17 protein-coding genes are annotated in these 18,990 nt (G+C 70.2%); 7 read left to right on the top strand and 10 right to left on the bottom strand.

The window, feature by feature from the left end; all coding sequences use genetic code 11:
* Positions 1-418: 418 nt before the first annotated feature.
* Positions 419-2,749, bottom strand: coding sequence for a glutamine--tRNA ligase/YqeY domain fusion protein (locus tag E8A74_RS46225; protein ID WP_136935567.1), 2,331 nt, complete (start codon positions 2,747-2,749; stop codon positions 419-421).
* 77 nt (positions 2,750-2,826) lie between these two features.
* Positions 2,827-3,744, bottom strand: coding sequence for an alpha/beta fold hydrolase (locus E8A74_RS46220; protein ID WP_136935566.1), 918 nt, complete (start codon positions 3,742-3,744; stop codon positions 2,827-2,829).
* Positions 3,745-3,872: 128 nt separating this feature from the next.
* On the opposite strand from E8A74_RS46220, the gene E8A74_RS46215 reads away from it, so the two are divergent.
* On the top strand, positions 3,873-4,700 hold the full coding sequence (locus E8A74_RS46215) for an N-acetylmuramoyl-L-alanine amidase family protein (RefSeq protein WP_136935565.1): 828 nt from the start codon (positions 3,873-3,875) through the stop codon (positions 4,698-4,700).
* A gap of 110 nt (positions 4,701-4,810) precedes the next feature.
* Positions 4,811-5,341 (top strand): hypothetical protein, encoded by a 531-nt coding sequence (locus E8A74_RS46210; RefSeq protein WP_136935564.1) that lies wholly within the window; start codon positions 4,811-4,813, stop codon positions 5,339-5,341.
* A 3-nt stretch (positions 5,342-5,344) separates the two neighbouring features.
* Here E8A74_RS46210 and fabG read toward each other — a convergent pair whose 3' ends face one another.
* Positions 5,345-6,082, bottom strand: coding sequence for a 3-oxoacyl-ACP reductase FabG (gene fabG, locus E8A74_RS46205; protein ID WP_136935563.1), 738 nt, complete (start codon positions 6,080-6,082; stop codon positions 5,345-5,347).
* A gap of 311 nt (positions 6,083-6,393) precedes the next feature.
* Here fabG and E8A74_RS54385 point away from each other — a divergent pair, with 311 nt between their 5' ends.
* Together E8A74_RS54385 and E8A74_RS46195 are read left to right on the top strand one after the other, a co-directional pair.
* Complete coding sequence (locus tag E8A74_RS54385) at positions 6,394-6,813, top strand: hypothetical protein (RefSeq protein WP_211365616.1); 420 nt, start codon at positions 6,394-6,396, stop codon at positions 6,811-6,813.
* A 342-nt stretch (positions 6,814-7,155) separates the two neighbouring features.
* Positions 7,156-7,731 (top strand): hypothetical protein, encoded by a 576-nt coding sequence (locus E8A74_RS46195; protein WP_136935562.1) that lies wholly within the window; start codon positions 7,156-7,158, stop codon positions 7,729-7,731.
* A 28-nt stretch (positions 7,732-7,759) separates the two neighbouring features.
* Here E8A74_RS46195 and E8A74_RS46190 read toward each other — a convergent pair whose 3' ends face one another.
* Together E8A74_RS46190 and E8A74_RS46185 are read right to left on the bottom strand one after the other, a co-directional pair.
* Positions 7,760-9,700: an AMP-dependent synthetase/ligase gene (locus E8A74_RS46190; RefSeq protein WP_136935561.1), complete on the bottom strand. Its 1,941-nt coding sequence runs from the start codon at positions 9,698-9,700 to the stop codon at positions 7,760-7,762.
* Positions 9,701-9,704: 4 nt separating this feature from the next.
* Entirely contained in the window at positions 9,705-10,490 is a 786-nt protein-coding gene (locus E8A74_RS46185; protein WP_136935560.1) for an alpha/beta fold hydrolase, read from the bottom strand.
* A gap of 109 nt (positions 10,491-10,599) precedes the next feature.
* On the opposite strand from E8A74_RS46185, the gene E8A74_RS46180 reads away from it, so the two are divergent.
* Both E8A74_RS46180 and E8A74_RS46175 read left to right on the top strand, forming a co-directional pair.
* On the top strand, positions 10,600-11,226 hold the full coding sequence (locus tag E8A74_RS46180) for a glutathione peroxidase (protein WP_136935559.1): 627 nt from the start codon (positions 10,600-10,602) through the stop codon (positions 11,224-11,226).
* 55 nt (positions 11,227-11,281) lie between these two features.
* The gene (locus E8A74_RS46175) at positions 11,282-12,157 is read left to right on the top strand and encodes an ankyrin repeat domain-containing protein (RefSeq protein WP_170229887.1); all 876 of its coding nucleotides are present in this window, start codon (positions 11,282-11,284) and stop codon (positions 12,155-12,157) included.
* On the opposite strand, the gene E8A74_RS46170 is transcribed toward E8A74_RS46175, so the two are convergent.
* The 5 genes from E8A74_RS46170 to E8A74_RS46150 form a co-directional block, all read right to left on the bottom strand.
* Positions 12,147-13,178, bottom strand: coding sequence for a synaptic vesicle VAT-1 family membrane protein (locus E8A74_RS46170; RefSeq protein ID WP_136935557.1), 1,032 nt, complete (start codon positions 13,176-13,178; stop codon positions 12,147-12,149). The genes E8A74_RS46175 and E8A74_RS46170 overlap by 11 nt on opposite strands.
* A gap of 26 nt (positions 13,179-13,204) precedes the next feature.
* Entirely contained in the window at positions 13,205-14,614 is a 1,410-nt protein-coding gene (locus E8A74_RS46165) for a TolB family protein (protein ID WP_136935556.1), read from the bottom strand.
* A 133-nt stretch (positions 14,615-14,747) separates the two neighbouring features.
* Positions 14,748-15,239 (bottom strand): hypothetical protein, encoded by a 492-nt coding sequence (locus E8A74_RS46160; RefSeq protein WP_136935555.1) that lies wholly within the window; start codon positions 15,237-15,239, stop codon positions 14,748-14,750.
* Between the two features lie 17 nt (positions 15,240-15,256).
* Positions 15,257-15,895, bottom strand: a complete 639-nt coding sequence (locus E8A74_RS46155) for a peptide chain release factor-like protein (protein ID WP_136935554.1) — start codon at positions 15,893-15,895, stop codon at positions 15,257-15,259.
* Positions 15,892-17,130: an RtcB family protein gene (locus E8A74_RS46150; RefSeq protein ID WP_136935553.1), complete on the bottom strand. Its 1,239-nt coding sequence runs from the start codon at positions 17,128-17,130 to the stop codon at positions 15,892-15,894. The genes E8A74_RS46155 and E8A74_RS46150 overlap by 4 nt, the downstream gene beginning before the upstream one ends.
* Before the next feature lie 155 nt (positions 17,131-17,285).
* Between E8A74_RS46150 and E8A74_RS46145 the strand changes: the two genes are divergently transcribed.
* Positions 17,286-18,923, top strand: coding sequence for a sigma 54-interacting transcriptional regulator (locus tag E8A74_RS46145; RefSeq protein WP_232380045.1), 1,638 nt, complete (start codon positions 17,286-17,288; stop codon positions 18,921-18,923).
* The last annotated feature ends 67 nt before the right edge of the window (positions 18,924-18,990 follow it).

The following is an 18,990-nucleotide window of genomic DNA, read 5'->3' as shown; positions in this document are numbered from 1 at the left end:
TGCCCGAACTCCTCCTGTGCCCACGCTTCCGCCGACGAGGCCACCTCTGCATCCAACATCTCCCTCGCTAAATGTCGTCAGAGGGGGGGAATGTACCGATCGGAGATGGAACCAATGCTCAGGGCACGGCCTGGACCGGGCTCGATGAACTGCGCGATGCGCAGTTCATCGAACAGCCGGTGGCAAGACCGGCGACGACCCCGCCCACCAAGGCCACAGCGCTGACGGCTCGACCGGCAACGTGGCCGTTGCCAGCTTGAAACCCACCTCCGCGGTCTTGCCACGGGCCCGTTGGAAGAACTGCGCGGAGCGCAGTTCTTCCACCCCCGGTCCAGGCCGTGCCTGGTCCGGGGTCGAGGGGGCGGACAGCCCCCCGCGGGGTCCGGGGCAGCGCCCCGGCGCGACGTCACCCGCCAGCTCAGCCGAGCTTCTTCAGCAGGAGTTCGTTCACGCGCTCGGCGTTGGCCTTGCCGCTGGATGCCTTCATCACCTTGCCGACGAAGAAGCCGAGGAGCTTGGTGTTGCCTTCCTTGTAGCGCTTCACCTCGTTCGGGCTCTCGGCGAGGACCTTGTCCACGATGGGCTCGAGTGCCGAGGCGTCTGAGACCTGGCGCATGCCCTTGCGCTCGACGATCGCGCGTGGGGCTTCGCCGCTCGTGAGCATCTCGGCGAGGACCTCCTTCGCGATGGTGGGCGTGATCGTCCGGTCGTCGATGAGGGATGCGAGCTCGCCGAGGGCTGCTCCGTTGAAGGGGAGTGCGCTTGGCTTTTTGCCGTCGAGCTTCCGGGCGAGCTCGTTCACGACGAGGCTTGCCACCGTCTTTGGGCCTGGGTGGGCTGCGACGGCTTGGTCGTAGAAGGCGCGGAGATCGGCGTCCTCGGCGAGCACGATCGCGTCTTCGCGGCCGAGGCCTCGGGACTCGAGCGCCTCGGCGATCGCTCGCGCTTCTGGCGTGAGTTTTCCGAGCCGCTCCTCTGGGCTCGTCTTCACGGCGGGCTTTGCCTCGTCGGCCTTTTTCCCTGCTGGCGATGCTTCCTGCTTCCGCTCTGCGATCTTCGCCCAGGAGTCCTTGAGGGAGACCGTGCGGTTGAAGACGGGCGCGCCGGGCTTTGCGTCGATCGGGTCGACGAAGAAGAAGCCTTGGCGCTCGAACTGGAAATGCTGCCCGCCCTCGGCTGCGGCGAGGCTCGGCTCGACGGCGGCGCCCTGGATCGTCACGAGCGAATCGGGGTTCAGCCCTGCTTTCCAGTCCTGGCCTTCCTCCACGAGGTCCGGCCTTTCGTCGCGGAAGAGCCGGTCGTAGAGGCGCACCTCGGCCCGCAGCGCGTGCGCCGCGCTCACCCAGTGCAGCGTGCCCTTCACCTTCTTGCCGGCTTGTGCTGCGCCCTCGCGCGTCTCCGGGTCGTACGTGCAGCGGATCTCCGTCACCTCGCCCGTCGCGGGATCCCGCACGACGTCCTTGCACGTCACGATGTACGCGTACCGCAGACGCACCTCGCGTCCCGGCGCCAGGCGGAACCACTTGTCCGGCGGATCGAGGGTGAAGTCGTCGCGCTCGATGTAGACCTCCCGCGAGAACGGGATCTTCCGGCTGCCGCCTTTGCCGGGCTCGTCCGGGAAGAGTGGCGCCTCGAACTCCTCGACCTTGCCTTCGGGGTAGTTCTCGAGGACGAGCTTGATCGGCCGGAGCACGGCCATCACGCGGCCGGCGCGGCGATCGAGGTCGGCGCGGATGCAGGACTCGAACTTCTCGACCTCGACGGTGCTGTTCGTCTTGGCGACGCCGATCTCCTCGCAGAAGGCGCGTAGCGAGTCGGGCGTGATGCCGCGGCGGCGCATGCCCGCGAGCGTCGGCATGCGCGGATCGTCCCAGCCGCGCACGAGGTTGCCCTTCACGAGCTCGAGCAGCTTGCGCTTGCTCATCACGGTGTATGTGAGGTTGAGCCGCGCGAACTCGTATTGCCGCGGCCGCGCGGGCACGTCGACGTTCTCCACGAACCAGTCGTAGAGCGCGCGGTTGTTGTCGAACTCGAGCGTGCAGATCGAGTGCGTGATGCCCTCGATCGCGTCCGAGAGGCTGTGCGCGAAGTCGTAGAGCGGGTAGATGCACCAGGTGTCGCCCGTGCGGTAGTGGTGCGCCCGCTTGATGCGGTACATCGGCCAGTCGCGCATCTTCATGTTGGGCGAGGCGAGGTCGCCCTTCATCCGCACCACGTGCGCGCCCTCGGCGAACTCGCCCTTGCGCATGCGCTCGAAGAGGTCGAGGTTCTCCTCGATCGAGCGGTCGCGGTAGGGGCTCGGCTTGCCCGGCTCGTTCACCGTGCCGCGGTACTCGCGGATCTCGGCCTCGTTCAGGCTGTCGACGTACGCCTTGCCCTTCTTGATGAGCTCGACCGCGAACGCGTAGAGGCGCTCGAAGTAGTCGGACGCGTAGAAGAGCTTGTCGCCCCAGTCGAAGCCGAGCCAGCGCACGTCGCGCTGGATGTTCTCGACGTACTCGACGTCCTCCGTCGTGGGGTTCGTGTCGTCCATGCGGAGGTGGCAGACGCCGCCGAACTCGCGGGCGAGGCCGAAGTTCGTGCAGATGGCCTTCGCGTGGCCGATGTGGAGGTAGCCGTTCGGCTCGGGCGGGAAGCGGGTCACCACCTTGGTGTGGCGCCCCTTCTCGAGGTCCTCGCTGATGATGGCCCGGATGAAGTTCTGGGCCGCGCTCTCTTCGCGCTCTTCCGGGCGCCTTGTCGTCGTCACGGTGGGCTCTCCAGGGCAAAGCGACGCTCGTGGCCGCTCCGCGGACGCGGGAACCTACTCCACGAGGCGCTTTCCTGCTAGCGCCGCTTGATCCGCTCGATGACGTCCTCGACAGCGGCGGCGATCTCGTCGGGGACCTCTTCCTGGAGGAAGTGGCCCGCCTGGGTGGTCGTGACGCTCGCGCGCGGCAAGACGCGCTGGTGCCGCGCGAGGGCCTTGCCGAGGATCGGATCCCGCTCGCCCCAGACGAGGGCGACGGGCCCGGAGAAGTCGCGGATCCAGGCCTCGACGCGCTGGAGCGCCGGGAGGCTCGGGTGCTCGGGGCTGTCCGGGACCATCCGCGCGAGGGCGAGGGGGCCGATCCGGTCGGCGAGGCTGCGCAGCGGGTAGGTGTAGGCGCGGGCGGTGGTGCCGCGGATCGAGTGGCGATCGCCCTGGGCGATGGCGAGCAGGTTCTGCGGGAAGCCGAGGCCCCGGAAGACGACGTCGCTCACGACGGGGACGCGGGCGAAGCGGTGGAACAAGGTGCCCCGCGGGCGCGCCGGGGCGAGGATGGAGGTGTTCGCGAGGACGACGGCGGCGATCCGGTCGGGCACGAGCGAGGACGCGAGGACGCCGATCGGCCCGCCCCAGTCCTGCCCGACGAGGACGAGGTCCGAGAGGTCGAGCGCCGTGACGAGCTCGGCCACGGCGGCGGCGTGGCGCTCGACGGAGTGGTCTTCGAGGCGGGCGAGTCTGTCGGAGAGCCCGAACCCGAGCAAGTCGGGCGCGATACAGCGCAGCTCGGGCAGGCCGGCGATGACCTTGCGCCAGAGGAACGACCAGGTCGGGTTGCCGTGGACGAAGAGCGCCGGGCGCGCCCGCTCCGGGCCGTGGTCGACGAAATGCACGAGCTTGCCGGCGTCGTCCGTGTGTTCGAGCCGGTAGGCGCGGCGGCGCAGGGGCATGTCGGCGGCGAGGAAGCCGGGCAGGGGGGGCGGAGGCGCGAAGGGCATGACGAGGCTCGTTCGTGGGGCTCTCCCGAGCGATAGCCCGAGGGATCCGCGAAAAGCAAGGGAAAGAGCGCGCCGGGAGGGGCGGTCACCTTGGCGCGGAGGGGCTGGCTCGGCTACGAACGAGGGGCGTGATCTCGCGTCGATCCCTGCTTTTCGGCCTCGCCGGCGCGGGCGCCGCGGCCGCCACGACGGCCGTCGCCCGGAGCCGCGGCGGGCGCGCCACGCGGCTGCCCGATCCGTTCGGGCCGCTCGCCGCGCTGACGCCGCGGTTTCCCGTGGGCTTCGGGGTGCGGCGGGTCTTCGTGGATCCGGGGCACGGCGCGGCGGGAAACCCCGGGAACTCGTCGTGTTTCTGCCGGGAGGAGCAGGATTTTACGATGGCCGCGGGCCGTGCGCTCGCCGCGGAGCTGCGGGCGACGGGGGCGTTCGAGGTGCGCCTCGCCCGGGAGGGGCCGGGGCCCGTGGCGTACCAGGCCCGCGTGGAGGACGCCGAGGCGTGGGGGGCCGAGGTGTTCTTGAGCCTGCACTCGGACGTTCGGGGCCAAACGGGCGAGCGCTGGAACCCCGCGCCCGGACGCGAATGCGTGGTGAACCTCGCGGCGCCGGGGTATTCGGTGCTCTGGTCGGACGAGGGGGAGCCGAAGCTCACCGACGCGCGCCATGCGCTCGCGCGGGCCGTGGCGCGGCGGATGCGGGAGGCGGGGTTTTCGGCGTACGCGGGCGTGGAGTACGGCGACCTGTACGCGGTGGATCCGGAGCAGCCCGGGGTCTTCGTCGACAGGCACACGCCCGAGCGGCGGATCTTCGTGCTGCGGCGGCCGAAGATGCCCTCGGTGCTGGTGGAGACGCACCACGCGCTCGATCCGCGTGATGCGCGGCGCTGGGACGAGCCGGCGACGCTCGTCGTGTTCGCCTCGGCCGTGGGCGCGGCGCTCGTGGACGTCCTCGGCTCCTAGGGACGCCCGCTACGGCGCGGATGACGCCGCAGGGTCGGTACGCCGGTTGCCGGTGCCTCGCCCGGCGCCCTCGGTGTGTGCACCGGCACGCCATGCGGAAAGGATCGGTCATGGATCGGCGGACGTCCCTCGGGGTGGTGGCAGGTCTCGCAGGCGCGCTCGTGCTCGCGGGGGCAGACGCGCAGGGCGCGAAGGCCGCGGGGGCGTACGGGATGAGCGCGCCGGTCACGGGCTCGGTCGTGGATGTGTTCGGCCATGTGACAGGGCAGCTCGCCGGCACGGTGACGGTCGAGCATTTTGCCGCGCAGAGCGGGCAGCTCGTCGCGAACGGGAAGGTGACGGCGCGGCTCACCGACCTCGCGGGGAACGTGATGGGGACGGTGAGCATCGGGGTCGCGATGGGCGCGTCGATCACGCACGCGACCTGCACGCTCCTCGAGCTCGAGCTCGGGCCGCTCTCGCTCTCGGCCCTCGGCTTGCAGATCGATCTGAGCCGGGTCGTGCTCGTCCTGACGGCGAACGCCGGGGGCGGGCGCCTGGGTCAGCTCCTCTGCACGTTCGCCGATGCGCTCGGCGGAGGCGGGATGCCGCCCTCGCTCGTGGACATGCTGAACGACGTGCTCGTGCTCTTCGCGCGGTAGGGATCAGGTCCCGAGGACGAGGCCGCCGTTCACGTCGATGACCGCGCCGGTGATGTACGAGGCGTCATCACTCGCGAGGAACGCGTAGACCGAGGCGATCTCGGCGGGGTCGCCGAGGCGCTTCAAGGGCGTCTGGCCCGCGATCGCGTCGAGGTTCTCCTTGGGGACCTTGCGGACCATGTCGGTGAGGATGAAGCCCGGGGCGACGGCGTTCACGCGGATGCCGGCCCGACCGAGCTCGCGGGCGAGGGTCTTGGTCAAGCCGATCACGCCGGCCTTCGTGGCGACGTAGTTCGCCTGGCCGAAATTGCCGTAATGGGCGACGACGGAGGCGGCGTTCAGGATGACGCCGCTCTTCTGCTCTTTCATGAAGGCGGCGGCCATCTGGCAGAGCTTGAAGACGGCGGTGAGGTTGACGGCGATGACCTGATCCCAGTCCTCGGCCGAGAGCTTGGCGAGGCTCTTGTCGCGGGTGATGCCGGCGTTGTTGACGAGGACGTCGATGCCCTTCTTGTCGCGCACGGCCTGCTCCAGGGCGGCGAGGCCCTCGGGGCGCGCGACGTCGGCCGGGATGTAGGTCATGCGCTCGGGGAAGGCGGAGGCGAGGTCGGCGCGCTCGGCGGGCACGACGTCGTTCAGAAGCAGCTCCGCGCCCTCCTCGTAAAACCGCGTCGCCGTGGCGCGACCGATGCCGCTCGCCGCCCCCGTGATGAGCACCTTCTTGCCGGACAATCCTCGCATCACTTCCGTCCTCCGTCATGCTGCGGCGCACAACGGTACGCGCAGGCAGATCGAGCCCCTGCCGGGGGCGCGCGCCCGCAGCAGGGCGTAAAATGGGGCTGAGCTGATCGATAGGGGATCGAGCAGCCAGTCGCCGGTCAGCGTAGGGCGGCGCGGGGAGGGGCGTCAAGGAATTTCATGTTGCGGCGCAGCATGACGGGGGAGGTGGCGCCGCCGGTCGGGCGCCATGGCGGCGCCATGCTTTTTCGATCACGTCGCGCGGTGTTTCCCCGCGATTCTCGTCGGGCACGGCGCTCGCTCAGGGCCCGGGCATGGCGGGGAGCGAGGAGGACGACGAGGAGGACGACGAGGAGGACGACGAGGAGGACGGCGACGACGACGTCGACCTGACCCTGCGCCACGTGTCGCAAAAGCTCCCGCTGGCCCTGGCGAGGGCATTTTCAAAGACACGCGCGCCGATCACGTCGGCGACGTGGTCCGAGACGCAGCTCACCTCGCGCCAGCGGCGGCTCGATCGGGCGCTGCTCGTCAAGGCGGGGAGCGAGGAGCGGCTGCTCCACGTGGAATGGTCGCTCGTGATGCCGCGCGACCTGCCATGGCGGGTCTTCGAATACCACGTGATGACGGCCATGGCGCTGCGGGACGAGGCGCGCGCGAAGGGGGTGCGAAGGCTTCCGTGCATCGAGAGCGTCGTCGTGCTCCTGTCCGGTCGGGACGACCCCTGGCCCTGAGCATTGGTCTCATCTCGGGGCCGCCTCGCTGGGGCGTTGCCCCAGGCCCCACCCGGGGCTATCCGCCCCGGGACCCGGACCAGCGCCAGCGCTGGACCGAGGTTCGATGAACTGCGCATCGCGCCGTTCATCGAACGGGCCGAGTCAAGACCACGAGCGACCCCGCCAGCCAAGACGGCAGCGCTGACGGTTCAGCCGGCAACGAACGGCCTGTGGGAAGAACTGCGCATCGCGCAGTTCTTCCCCAAATGGTCCAGGGCTGGCCCTGGTTCGGGTCGAGGGGCGAACAGCCCCCGCGGGGCCCGGGGCAGCGCCCCGGCGCGGCGGCTTGCGATGAGACCAATGCTCAGCCCCTGGCCCGAGGAGGGGGAGTATCGCACCTCGTCCGAGGAAACGGGTTTTTCCGGGGTGCGTTTTCGGATCGAGCCGGTCTATCAGCGGACGGTGGCGGAGCTCGAACGCAGGGCGGCCGAATCCGCGAGCCCGCTGTGGACGCTCTTCACGCCGCTCGCCCGGGACGCGGATCCGGCCAAGATGCGGCGAATCCTCGATAGACTCCGCGAGGGCAGTTCGGCGGAGAGCTTCGAGGAGATGGGGGTCGCGATGGCCGTCCTGGCCCGGCTCAACAGGCGTGACACCACGCTGCGCCGTGTGATACGCTCCTGTTTGCCGAGGGTGCTCGTCATGAAAAACTGGATCTATCGCGAGGGTCGAGAGGAAGGACGGAAGCTCGGACATATCGAGGTCGCCGCCAGCCTGATCGAGCGGCGCCTCGGGCGGACGTTGTCCGCAGAGGAATGCGCGCGCCTGGCCCTGCGGATCGGCAAGCGGGAGAACAGACTCCGGCTCGTGGATGCGGTCCTCGACCTGTCCACGCCGGACCTCGAAGTTTGGCTCGCCGCACCCGTCGACGGATGACCCCGGGGGCGCGGCGAGCGTCCCTCGCTCATTCCTCTTCGATCAAAATCCCGAACCCCGGATCCTCGTAAAGCCGGTCGAAGACCTGGGCGAATTTTTTCTCGATGGTCTTGCGTTTCACCTTGAGCGTGGGCGTCACCTCGTCCTCCTCGAGGGAAAAATCCCGTTCGAGCAGGTGAATCCGCTTGATGCCCTCCACGCGCGCGAGCTTCGTATTCGCGCGGCGGACCGCCGACGCGATCCGCTTTTGCACCTCCGGATCGGTCGTGGCCTTCTCCATCACCGGCGCGAGCCCCGGCGGACGGGAGAGCGGGCTCGCCAGAAGGGCGCGGCGTAACGCGTCGGCTTGCGCGTCCCCGAGGTGGCCACGCGCCTTCGCCCATTCCACGGCTTCGAGCGGGTGAATCGTCACGATCGCCGTGCAATAGGGCCGCCGGTCGCCGTGCGCGTGCACCTGGCTGATGAACGTGTCGCTCGCCTTGATCTCGTTCTCCACGTTCGCCGGGCTGATGTTTTTCCCGCCCGACGTGATGATGAGGTGTTTTTTGCGATCGACGATGAACACGAAACCATCCGCGTCCTTCCTGCCGATGTCGCCCGTGTGCAGCCAGCCCTCCTCGTCGATCATCTCCCGCGTCGCCTCGGGGTTCTTGTAATACCCCTTGAACACGTTCGGGCCACGCACGAGGATCTCGCCGTCCTCCGCGATCTTGTCCTCGACGAACGGGAGCGCGCGGCCAACGGAGCCGAGGCGGACCTGATCGGGGCGATTGCCGTGCGTGACGACCGTGGCCTCGGTCATGCCGTACATCTCGTAAATGGGAAGGCCCGCCGCCCAGAAAAACGCGAGGATCGGCCGCGGGATCGGCGCCGCCCCCGTGATGAAACGTTTCACCCGGCCGCCGAACACCTCGCGGACCCGGGAAAACACGAGCTTGTCGGCCACGCGATGCGCGAGCCGCGCCGGGAGCGACGGCTCGTCCCCGCGTTGCCAGGCCTCCACGACCGCGAGGGCCGCCGATTCAGCCCACCGAAAGACCCGCTTTCGCGCCGGCGGGGCTTTGTCGACCTCGGTCTGGATGCGGGCGTAGGCCTTTTCGAAGATGCGCGGGACGCTGCCGAAGAGCGTCGGGCGCACCTCCTTGAGCTCCTCCAGCACCGCGGGCACGCTCGTCGCGTACGCGGTGGCGATGCCGAAATCGATGCGGCCCCAAAACGCGAGGATCCGCTCGGCCGCGTGCGCCATCGGCAAGAACGAGAGCGAGATGTCCGAGCGCGAGAACGCGTTGAAATGGACGCCCCCGAGCGTCACGAGGATGTTGCGGTGCGAGATCATCGCGCCCTTGGGCGGGCCGGTCGTGCCGCTCGTGTAAATGAAGAGCGCCGTGTCGTCGGGGTCGATGGCTTCGACGCGGGCCGCGACGAGGGACGCGTCGCCCGGCGCTTCGAGGGCCTCGTCCCAGCCCATCAGCCACGCATGCTGGCGCAAGGTCTCTTCGAGGCCCCGCGTGTCCCACACGACGACGAGCTCGAGCTTCGGGACCTCGTGCTTGACGGCGAGGATCTTCTCGACCTCGTCCTTGCCCTCGACGAACACGACCCGCACGTCCGCGTGATCGAGGACGTACGCGAGTTGCCCCGGGGCGAGCGTGGGGTAGGCGCCGACCGTGACCACCGCGGCGAGCTGCCCGCCGACATCACAGATGCACCACTCGGGGCGGGTGCTGCCGACGATGCCGATCTTGTCGCCGGGCGCGAGGCCACGCTTCGCGAGGAAGGTCGCGAGGGCCATGGCGCGCGCCTTGAACTCGGCCCAGGTCGTGGACCTCCATTCCCCGTTTTTTTTCGCCTTCCAGGCGACGGCCGTCGGCGTGGCGGCGGCGCGGCGCAAGAAGAGGTCGGCCAAGGACCGCGCCTCGTTCGCGAGTGGTACGGCGGGATCGAGCGGCGGGACGACACGATCGAGCATGAGCTCAGCCTCCGGCAGGTGCCTTCACGAAGGAATCGAGGAGCGCGACGAGGGTCTCGGGCGCTTCGAGGTTCGGCGAGTGGCCCACGTCGGGGACGACCTCGTGGCGCGCGCCGAGCAGATCCGCGGTCCGCGCGCCCACCTCGCGCGTGGAGAGCATGTCGCGCGCGCCGCTGACGACGAGCGCTGGCACGCCCGCGAGCGCGCGGAGCCGCTCGCCGGGCGCCCAATCGCGGAGCGCGTCGAGCGTGGCCATCGTCGCCTCGGGGGCTTGCTGGTGGCTCGCGGCGACGAGCTCCTGGAAAAACGCGTCGTTCGGCGCCGTGGGCGCGATGCCGCGGAACGCGGCGGCGAAGAGGGCGAGGTTCTCCTGGGCGAGGCGCTGGCGGTCCGGGACGTGGTAGGCGCGCGGCATGCCGTCGGGCCAGGCGGGCGCGACGAGCGTGAGGGAGCGGGCGCGGGCACGATCGGCGAGCGCGAGCTCGAGGACCACGGCCGTGCCGAGCGAATGCCCCACGAGGTGCACCGCGGGTAAGCCCAGCGCGTCCATCAAGACGGCGAGGTCCTGGGCGAGGCGGGAGACGCTGTAATCATGTGGCTCGGCGCGGGTCTGCCCCCGGCCGCGGAGGTCGGGTGCGACGGCGCGGTAGCGCGCGGGCAAACGGTCGAAGACGGGGCGCCAGAAGAGGCTCGTGGTCCAGTTGCCGTGCACGAACACGAGGGGCTCGCCGTGTTCGTCCCCGCGCGTCGACCAATGGATCGTGAGTGATCCGGATTGGAGGGAGGGCATACCGGCATCATCTTCGACCCGCGGCCCTTCGTCTATGCGCTTCGACGATTGGGCTGCGCGACCCCCCATGCCCCTTGTGTACCCACCACGCGCCCCCTAAGCAGGCGCCATGAAGAGCCTTCGGGTTGGATCGGTCGTCTTTGCGGTGCTCGTGGGGGCCGCGGCGCTCGTCGGTTGCGACGGTGGCTCGCAACCTCCGACGTCACCAAAAGCCGGGACGGATCCGGCCGGGGGAGCCGCGGCCCAGGAGGGCCCGAAGGGGAGCCTGCACGATTTCAAGATGAAGACGATCTTCGGGGAGGAGCGCTCGCTCGGCGACTTCCGGGGCAAGGTCGTGCTCGTGGTCAACACGGCCTCGGAGTGCGGCTACACGCCGCAATACGCGGGCCTCGAGAAGCTGCACGAGCGCTTCGAGGCGAAGGGCTTTTCCGTGCTCGGCTTCCCCTCGAACGACTTCGGCGCGCAGGAGCCCGGCACCGACGCCGAGATCGCCACGTTCTGCACGAGCAAGTTCGGCGTGAAGTTCCCCATGTTCTCGAAGATCACCGTGAAGGGGAGCGACAAGCATCCGCTCTACACGTTCCTCACGCAGGCCGCGCCGGCGGGCGAGGTGAAGTGGAACTTCGAGAAATTCCTCGTCGGCAAGGATGGCGTGGTCCTCGGGCGCTTCCCGTCGGCCGTCGAGCCCGAGGACGAGAAGCTCGTCGGGGCCCTCGAAAAAGCGCTCGGAAGCTGAGCCCGCTCGGCGGAACGGCTTCCCACCCTCGCTTCGATCGAACAAGATCCCGGACATGACGCTCGACGAGGAGCTGCTCGATGCGGCCCGACGCGGCGACGAGGCGCGCGTGAAGGACGCGCTCGCGCGTGGGGCGAACGTGGACGCGACGCGGAGGTACACGACGAGCGTCGATCGCGAGGTGCTCGAAGGGACGGCCTCGGCGTTGATGCTCGCGATCATGAACGGGCACGACTGCGTCGCCGAGCTTTTGATCGAGCGCGGCGCCGATCCCGATGCCGCCGACGAGCTCACGGGCCGCACGCCGCTCGTGGAGGCGGCCGCGCGTGGAGAGATCAGCGTCGTGGAGGCGCTCATCGACGGCGGCGCGAGCCTCGACGCGCGGGACGCGAGGGCGAAGGAGAACGCGGTGACGGCGGCGGCCGCGGGTGGACACGCGGGGATCGCGCGGCAGCTCGTCGAGGCGGGCGCGCCGATCGAGCCGCGGGCCTTCGAGGAGGCGACGCGGCGCGGGAAGCTCGACCTCGCGGCGTTTTTCGTGGATCGCGGGCTCGATCCGGACAAGACGGAGGCGCTCGAAGGGGCCGCGACCGCGGGGCGCGTGGACGTGATCCCGTGGCTGCTCGCGCGCGGCGTGGACCCGAGAAAACACGGGAGCGCGGCGCTGCTCGCGGCGGCAAGCGCGGGCCAGGCCGAGGTCGTGGAGCTGCTCGTCGCGGCCGGCGTGCCGATCGACGCGACGACGAGCTACGGCTGGATGCCGCTGCACCTCGCGGCCTACAACGGCGACACGAAGACCGTGCGCGTATTGCTCGCGCTCGGCGCCGATCCACGCGCCGACGACGGGACGGGCAAGACGGCGCTCGACTGGGCGCGCGAGGCGGGCAAGGCCGAGAGCGCCCGGCTGCTCGAAGAAGCGCTCAGAAGGTGAGCACGAGCTTGCCGACGGTGCCGCCGCCTTCGATCGCGCGGTGCGCGTCGGCCACGCGCTCCACGGGGAACGTCGTCACGGGCGGCGCCGTGATGCGGCCCTCGTCGATCCAGCCGACGAGCTTCGTCATGTACTCCTCGAGCAAGTCCTTCCTGTGGAAGAGGTAGGAGAGGTTGAACGCGAGCACGCTCTTGTTGTCGTTCGTCAGGTCGAGGGGGTTGTAGCGGGGCGTGCGCAGCCAGTCGCGGGCGAGCTTGAGCCAGTTCGGCCGGCCTCCCTTGCGCGGCATCATCGTGTGGAAGCCGTAGACGACGAGCTTTCCGGCCGAGGCGAGGTGGCGGTAGCTCTCGCCGAGCGTCTCCACGCCGTTCGCGTCGAACACGGCGTCGTAGCCCTCGGGCGCGAGGCGCTCGGCCACGGCCCAGAGCGGCTCGACGCTCTTGTCGATGACCGCGTCGGCCCCGAGCTTGCGCGCGACGGCGACCTTGTGGCTCGCGCCGACGACGCCGACCACGCGGCAGCCCGCGATCTTGCCGAGCTCGACGAGCGCGCTGCCCACGCCGCCCGCCGCCGAGTGGACGAGCAGGTTCATGCCGCGGCGCACGTTCGCGAGCTCGAAGAGCGCGTAATACGCGGTCAGGAACACCGAGGGGAAGCCCGCGGCCTCGGCGACGGAAAAACCCTTCGGCAGGGCAAACACCTGGTGTGCGGGGATGGCGGCGCGGCTCGAATAACCGTCGAACCGGGTGACCGCGAAGACGGGCGTCCCCGGCGCGGGCCCTGCGACGCCTTCGCCGAGCGCGGCGACCTTGCCGGCGACCTCGAAGCCGGGCGTGATGGGCCAGCCGACGTATTTCTTCGCCGACTCGTAGAGGCCCATGCGCACGATGCAATCGGCGTAGTTCACGCCCGCGGCCTCGACGTCGACGAGGATCTCGCCGGGACCCGGGCTGGGATCCGGGTGCTCTTCGAGCTTCAACCGATCGTAGCTGCCGGGCCCATGGATCACGACCTTTCGCATGGGCCCACGCTAGCCTGCGGGCAGGCTCAGCGCGAGGGCTGGCCGACCGGGAGCGCGACGATCGTTTTGACGCTCTTCTCCTTCAGGTCGAAGAAGACGATGTCGTTCGAGTCCGCGTCGTCGAGCACGAGCCGGTCGCGCGTGGGCAGGATGTTCACGTGCTCGGGCGTGAACGTCGTCTTCACCTCGGTGATCTCGCCGGCCGCGAGATCCAGCCGGAAGAGCGACTGATCGTCGACGGCCCACATCTCCTTGTGGCCGACGCGGCTCACGAACTCGGTGAGGCCCACGGAGGGGCCCTCCATCTGCGTGGATTTGTCCTGGTCCACGTCGTAGAGCACGAGCCGCTGATCGCCGTCCGAAGAGGCGACGACGACGAAATTGCCGTCGCGGCTCACGAAGTACGAGAGGCCGCCCTCGATCGTCACGGGCTCCGGATCGACGTCGAGCGTCGCGGCATCGACGAGCCAGAGCTCCTGGTTCCCGTTCATGTCCTGATCGCCGTAGGACACGATCGTCGAGCCGTCGGGCGTGAAGCCCACGGGGCCACGCGCGCCGGGGACCTCGCGCAGCGCCTTCGTCGCCGGTTCGAGCACGAGCAGCTCGTTCGTGTAGACGATCGCGTCGTTCGGTTGGACCTCGGCCTTGCGGACAGGAAAGACGATGTACTTGTCGTCCGGGCTCATGCCGACCCACGTGAACGAGGCTCCGATGTCCGCGGTGATGTTCGGTACCTCGATGTCGAACAGGGGCGCCGCCCAGAAGGAGCCGCCCGCCTCGACCTCGAATTCGCGGCTCACGACCTCCTGCATCGACCACGCGAGGAGGCGCGCGCGCGGGGCGGGCGTGTTTTGATCGTAGAAGACGATCGCCACGAGCGTGTCGCTCTTGTTCAGGAACATCGCTTCGAGCCCCTCGCCGTCGTGCGGGATCACGTGCCGGTCGAGGGTGTCGGCTTCGAGGATGTGGATCGGGGTCTTCTCCGAGGTGTTGTCCGCGACGCCGATGAACTTGCGGCTCGGGCTCATGCGGGTGCCGTTGTACCGGACGTCGAGGTCCACGCTCTTCTTCAGCACGAGCGTCTCGTGATCGTAGAGATCGAGCCGATCCTTGTCGCTCGCCTCGCTCATCACGAGCAGGCCCGAGGCCGGGAAGAGCAGGCGCGGATCGTCGCGGCCGGTGAGGTTGGCAGCCTCGCGCACGAGGCCCGTGTCGGGGTCGATCGCGAAGAGCGTGCTCGCGGGGATTTTTCCGGGCTCAGCCGCGTTCGTGGTGTCGCTGGCGAGGACGAAGGACGTCTCGGTGCGGTCGTCGACCGCGATGGCGCCGTTGCCGAGCCAGGTGTCCTGGCCCGGGTTGTTCTCGCCGAGCGAGAGGCCCGTGCAGCCGGTGAGGGCGAGCGTCGAGGCGAAGGCAAGGTAGGGAAGTCGAAGCATGCAAAGTCCTCCTGAAAGCGCGTCGCGCGGGCCCGCGGTCGGCAAAAAAGGTGCCACCGCCGGCCTGTGACCAACGCCCGGGGACGGGGAGGACAGCGCGCGGCGTGCACGCGTCGCCTCCCTGACAACGACGTCATGCCCGAGGAGCGCGCTTTTTACGGCGGTGCGCCTCGGCGGCCGAGCGGAGCAGGCCCGTCCGCGGACAAACATAGAAGGATTGCCAGAGGCCATGGCTGCGGAGCGGGAAGAACTCCTCCCGCCGCGGGCCGCGGCCGTCGGGCGCGTAGGGAATGCCGTCGATGAGGACGGGGTTCCGCTCGACGAACTGGAGGACGTGATCAAAGACGTGCTTCTGCACGGCGCTGTTCGGCGAGAGGGACGCGCGGATCTCCGACCACACGGCGTCCCACGGGCGGCCCACGCGGCGCGCGAGGAAGCGCCGGAGCGGGGCGAGGTTCTCGTTCAGATCCCGCGTGCGGCCGCGATACTTCATGCCCTCCTTGAGCGGCGCGGCCTCGGGATCGGCCTTCATGCGCGTCGCGTAGCGCCCCTTGCCCGCGCCGCGCCCGCGGCCCCAGTCGTACCGCGGCCGCTCGATGATGAGCTCGAACATGTCTTTTCGCATCGTTCACCCCTGAGGAATCACGTCTCCACGAGCGCGCCCTCTTGCGAGAGCGCGTACGAGCGCACCGGCGCGCCTCGTTCGAGCCGCGCGTGCGAGGACCAGCGCGCGGCCTCCTTCGCGGCCGCCGCGCGCGCCGACCGCGCCCGGAGCAGCGCCGCGATCCGCGCGAGCGCCCGCCGCAGGTTCGCCCGCTGCGATCGCTCGTCCGCGACGCGCACGACGATCCCCGTCGGCACGTGCTTCGCGCGGACCGCCGTCTCCGTCTTGTTCACGTTTTGCCCGCCGGGGCCGCTCGCTCGCATCGTCGTCACCTCCACGTCGCGCGGGTCGATCGCGGCGCCGTCGTCCGCGCCGAGGTCCTCGTCCTCGTGCAGCACGACGGACGCGTACCAGCGCTTGCGGGCGGCTTTTCCGCGGCCTTTGCTCCGCGCGACGAGCGCGTGCGTGCCGACCTCGCCTTCGAGGAGCGCACGATCCCCCGCGGCGACGAGCTCCACCGAGAGGGGAGACAACTCGTCGCCGTGGGTCACCGTCTCCTCGACGACGAGGCCACGCGCCGCGCACGCGTCCGCGAGCCGCGCCGCGAGGAGCGCGACGAACCTGCGCACCTCCACGGGCCCGTAGCCGGCCGTCACCTGCACGACGAGCCTTTTCATTGCTTCACCGTGACGAGCGGCACGAGCGAGGCGATCGGCGCGGCGAGGCCCTCGTCGACCAGGCTCGCGACGACCGGCTCGATCGGCTTGTAGGCGTCGGGGTGCTCCTCGTAGAGCAGGTCCGCGTCGTCGCACACGATGCGGCCCCCGTGCGCCGTGCGGCCGAGCTCGGCGCGCTTGTACCGCGTGGCGAGCTTGGCCCGCGCCTCGGTGCGGGTCATGCGCCGGCCCGCGCCGTGCGCGACCGACGCGAGCGCGCCCTCGTGCCCGTGGCCGAGGAGCACCCAGGAAGGCGCGCCGCGGCTGCCGAGCACGACCGTGGCCTCGCCGCGGCTCGCGGGCGCGGCGCCCTTGCGGTGGATCCACACGGGGCAACCCGCGATGTCCTCGCGCCGGATCGTGTTGTGCACGATGTCGAGGACGCCGCGCACCTTGTCCCGGCGCAAGGCCGCGAGCGCGCGGAGCAGCCGGCAAGCGACGAGGAAGCGGTTCGCCTGCGCGAACCGCACGGCGCCCGCGAGATCCGCGAGGTAGACGTCGATCGCCTCGCCCGTGAGCGTGGCGTCGCCGTAGCGGCGCCCGATCTGCGCGCCGAGCCCCCGCGAGCCCGTGTGCACGAGCGCGACGAGGCCGCCTTTTTCGAGGCCCATCGCGTCCGCCGTGGCCTCGTCGCGCACCTCGGTGACGCGCGTGATCTCGGCGAAATGGTTGCCGCTGCCGATGCTGCCGAGCGCGCGGCCGTGCGAAGGATCGCGGTAGGCCGCGGGATCCCCGCTCGGGACGAGGTCGAGCGCGCACTCGCGCTCGGCCATCGCGGCGATGTCGTCCGGCACGTGCGCGACCTCGGTGAGGCCCTTCGCGCCCTTGTGCCAGCAGGCGTCGAAGACCTCGAGGGGGTCGCAGTCTTCGAGCAGGTCCTCGTCCATCGCGGTACGGACGCGGCGCTCGAGTTTGTCCACGGCGCGCGGCGAGGCGGTCGTGGCGAAGAGGAGCACGCCGCACCCGGCGTCACCGCCGACGAGGTACGGCAGCACGCGCTCCTCGAAGGCGAACGCGGCGCCGATGGGCCCGCGTCCGGAATGAAGGTCGGGCATGCCCGCGGCGCGCACGCAGCCGGGGAGCTCGGCGACGCGCGTGAACTGCGTGATGGCGTCGCCCTCCATCCAGACATCGGGGCGGGCGAAGATGCGGGCGTGCGGGGGAAGGGTCGGTTGGGGGAGAGAAGAAGTGCCCATGGCTGGTATCTCGAACTGCGCGTTGATTGACTTCGCAGACCCCTAATGCGGAAAGCGTGCCAGCCAGATTTCGCGGGAATTTCGGGGGTGGCTGCGGCGAGGTGGTGCACGGCGCATCAGAAGGACGGTGCATGGCGCACCATGGATGGTGTACGATGCACCAGGTGAAGCGGGCGCTCCTGACGTGGTCGGATGCGGGGGTGACGGGGAGGGCGCCGTCCCACCACGCGCCGCGGCCGTCGAGTGATCGGGGGCCGGTGCTGCGGCTGCTCGATCAGGACGAGAGCCGCTACGAGGTCGCGTGGGTGCTGACGATCCCCGAGGGCGAGGCGCCCGCGCGCTCGCTCTGCCGCTCGATCGAGGCGCGGATCGGCAAGGTCGAGCTCGTGATCGTGCCCGTCACCGACCCTTCCGATTACGGGATGCTCTTCCGCGCGCTCGGTCCGCTCGTGGGGCGGGCGAAGGCGGAGCTTCTGGCCTCGCACGTGGCGCTCGACGTCCTGCTCTCGGCGGGCACGCCCCAAGCGCAGACGCTCTGGGTGATCCTGGTGCAAGCGGGCCTCTTGCCCGCGCGGATGCTCCAGGTGATCCCGCCCGCGTTCGTGCCCGTGCCGCACCCGAAGGCCGTGCGCGAGGTGCGCCTCGACATCGAGGGCTTCCCGGAGATCCGCGCGCTGCGCGACGAGCTCGCCCGGCTCCGGGCCGCGGCGCAAAAGGGCGCCTCGTCGTTGCTCGGCGAGAGCGCGCCGATGGTGGAGCTGCGGGCGAAGATCGAGCGGGTGGGGGCGAGCGACGCGCCCGTGCTGGTGCTCGGGGAGACGGGCACGGGCAAGGAGCTCTGCGCGCGGGAGATCCACGCGCTCTCGCCGCGGAAGGACGGCCCGTTCGTGGCGGAGAACTGCTCGGTGTTCGCGGAGGGCGTGCTGTCGAGCGAGCTCTTCGGCCACGAGGCGGGCGCGTTCACGGGCGCGGGGAAGCGGCGCCGCGGCGTGTTCGAGCAGGCGCACGGCGGGACGCTCTTCCTCGACGAGATCGGCGAGATGCAGCCGCGGGTGCAAGCGGCGCTCTTGCGCGTGCTGCAGGAGGGGACCTTGCGGCGCGTGGGCGGCGAGGGGAAGGTCGACGTCGACGTGCGGATCGTGGCCGCGACGCACCGGGAGCTCGGGGCGATGGTGAAGGCGGGCGCGTTCCGGGAGGATCTTTATTATCGGCTACGCGGGGCGACGCTCTTGGTGCCGCCGCTGCGCGCGCGGCCAGGGGACGTGGAGCTGCTCGTGGAGTCGTTCCTCGCGGAGATCCGGGGGAAAAAGGGCGGGCGGCGGCTGCGGGTGACGCGCGAGGCGATGCGGGCGCTCGCGAGCCACGTGTGGCCGGGGAACGTGCGCGAGCTCAGGGCCGAGGTGATGCGCTGGGCCGTGTTCTGCGATGACGTGGTGAACGTGTCGGATCTGGCCCCGGAGATCCGAGGCGGAAGCGGAAGCGGGAGCGGAAGCGGAAGCGGGAGCGGGAGCGGAAGCGGGAGCGGAAGCGGAAGCGGAAGCGGGAGCGGAAGCGGGAGCGGAAGCGGGAGCGGAAGCGGGAGCGGAAGCGGAAGCGACGGCGGGAGCGGGAGCGAAAGCGGGGTGCGGCCGCTCCGGGACGTGGTCGAGGCTGCGGAGCGTGCGGCGCTCGTGGCCGCGCTCGCGGCGGAGGGTGGCAACCTGAGCCGCGCCGCGCGGGCGCTCGAGATCGATAGGAATACGCTGAAGCGAAAGATGCGGGCGTTCGGGATGGCGGGCGCCGACGAGGGCTAGCTTAGCAGCCTGTGGACTTATCTGCTGCGCGCCCCGAATCGTCGGTCGACATCGCTCGAAATCCTTC

The organism is Polyangium fumosum, assembly GCF_005144585.1.
Lineage (GTDB): Bacteria > Myxococcota_A > Polyangia > Polyangiales > Polyangiaceae > Polyangium > Polyangium fumosum.
The sequence above is the reverse complement of the archived record's forward strand: the minus strand, read 5'-3'. Positions and strand labels throughout refer to the sequence as shown.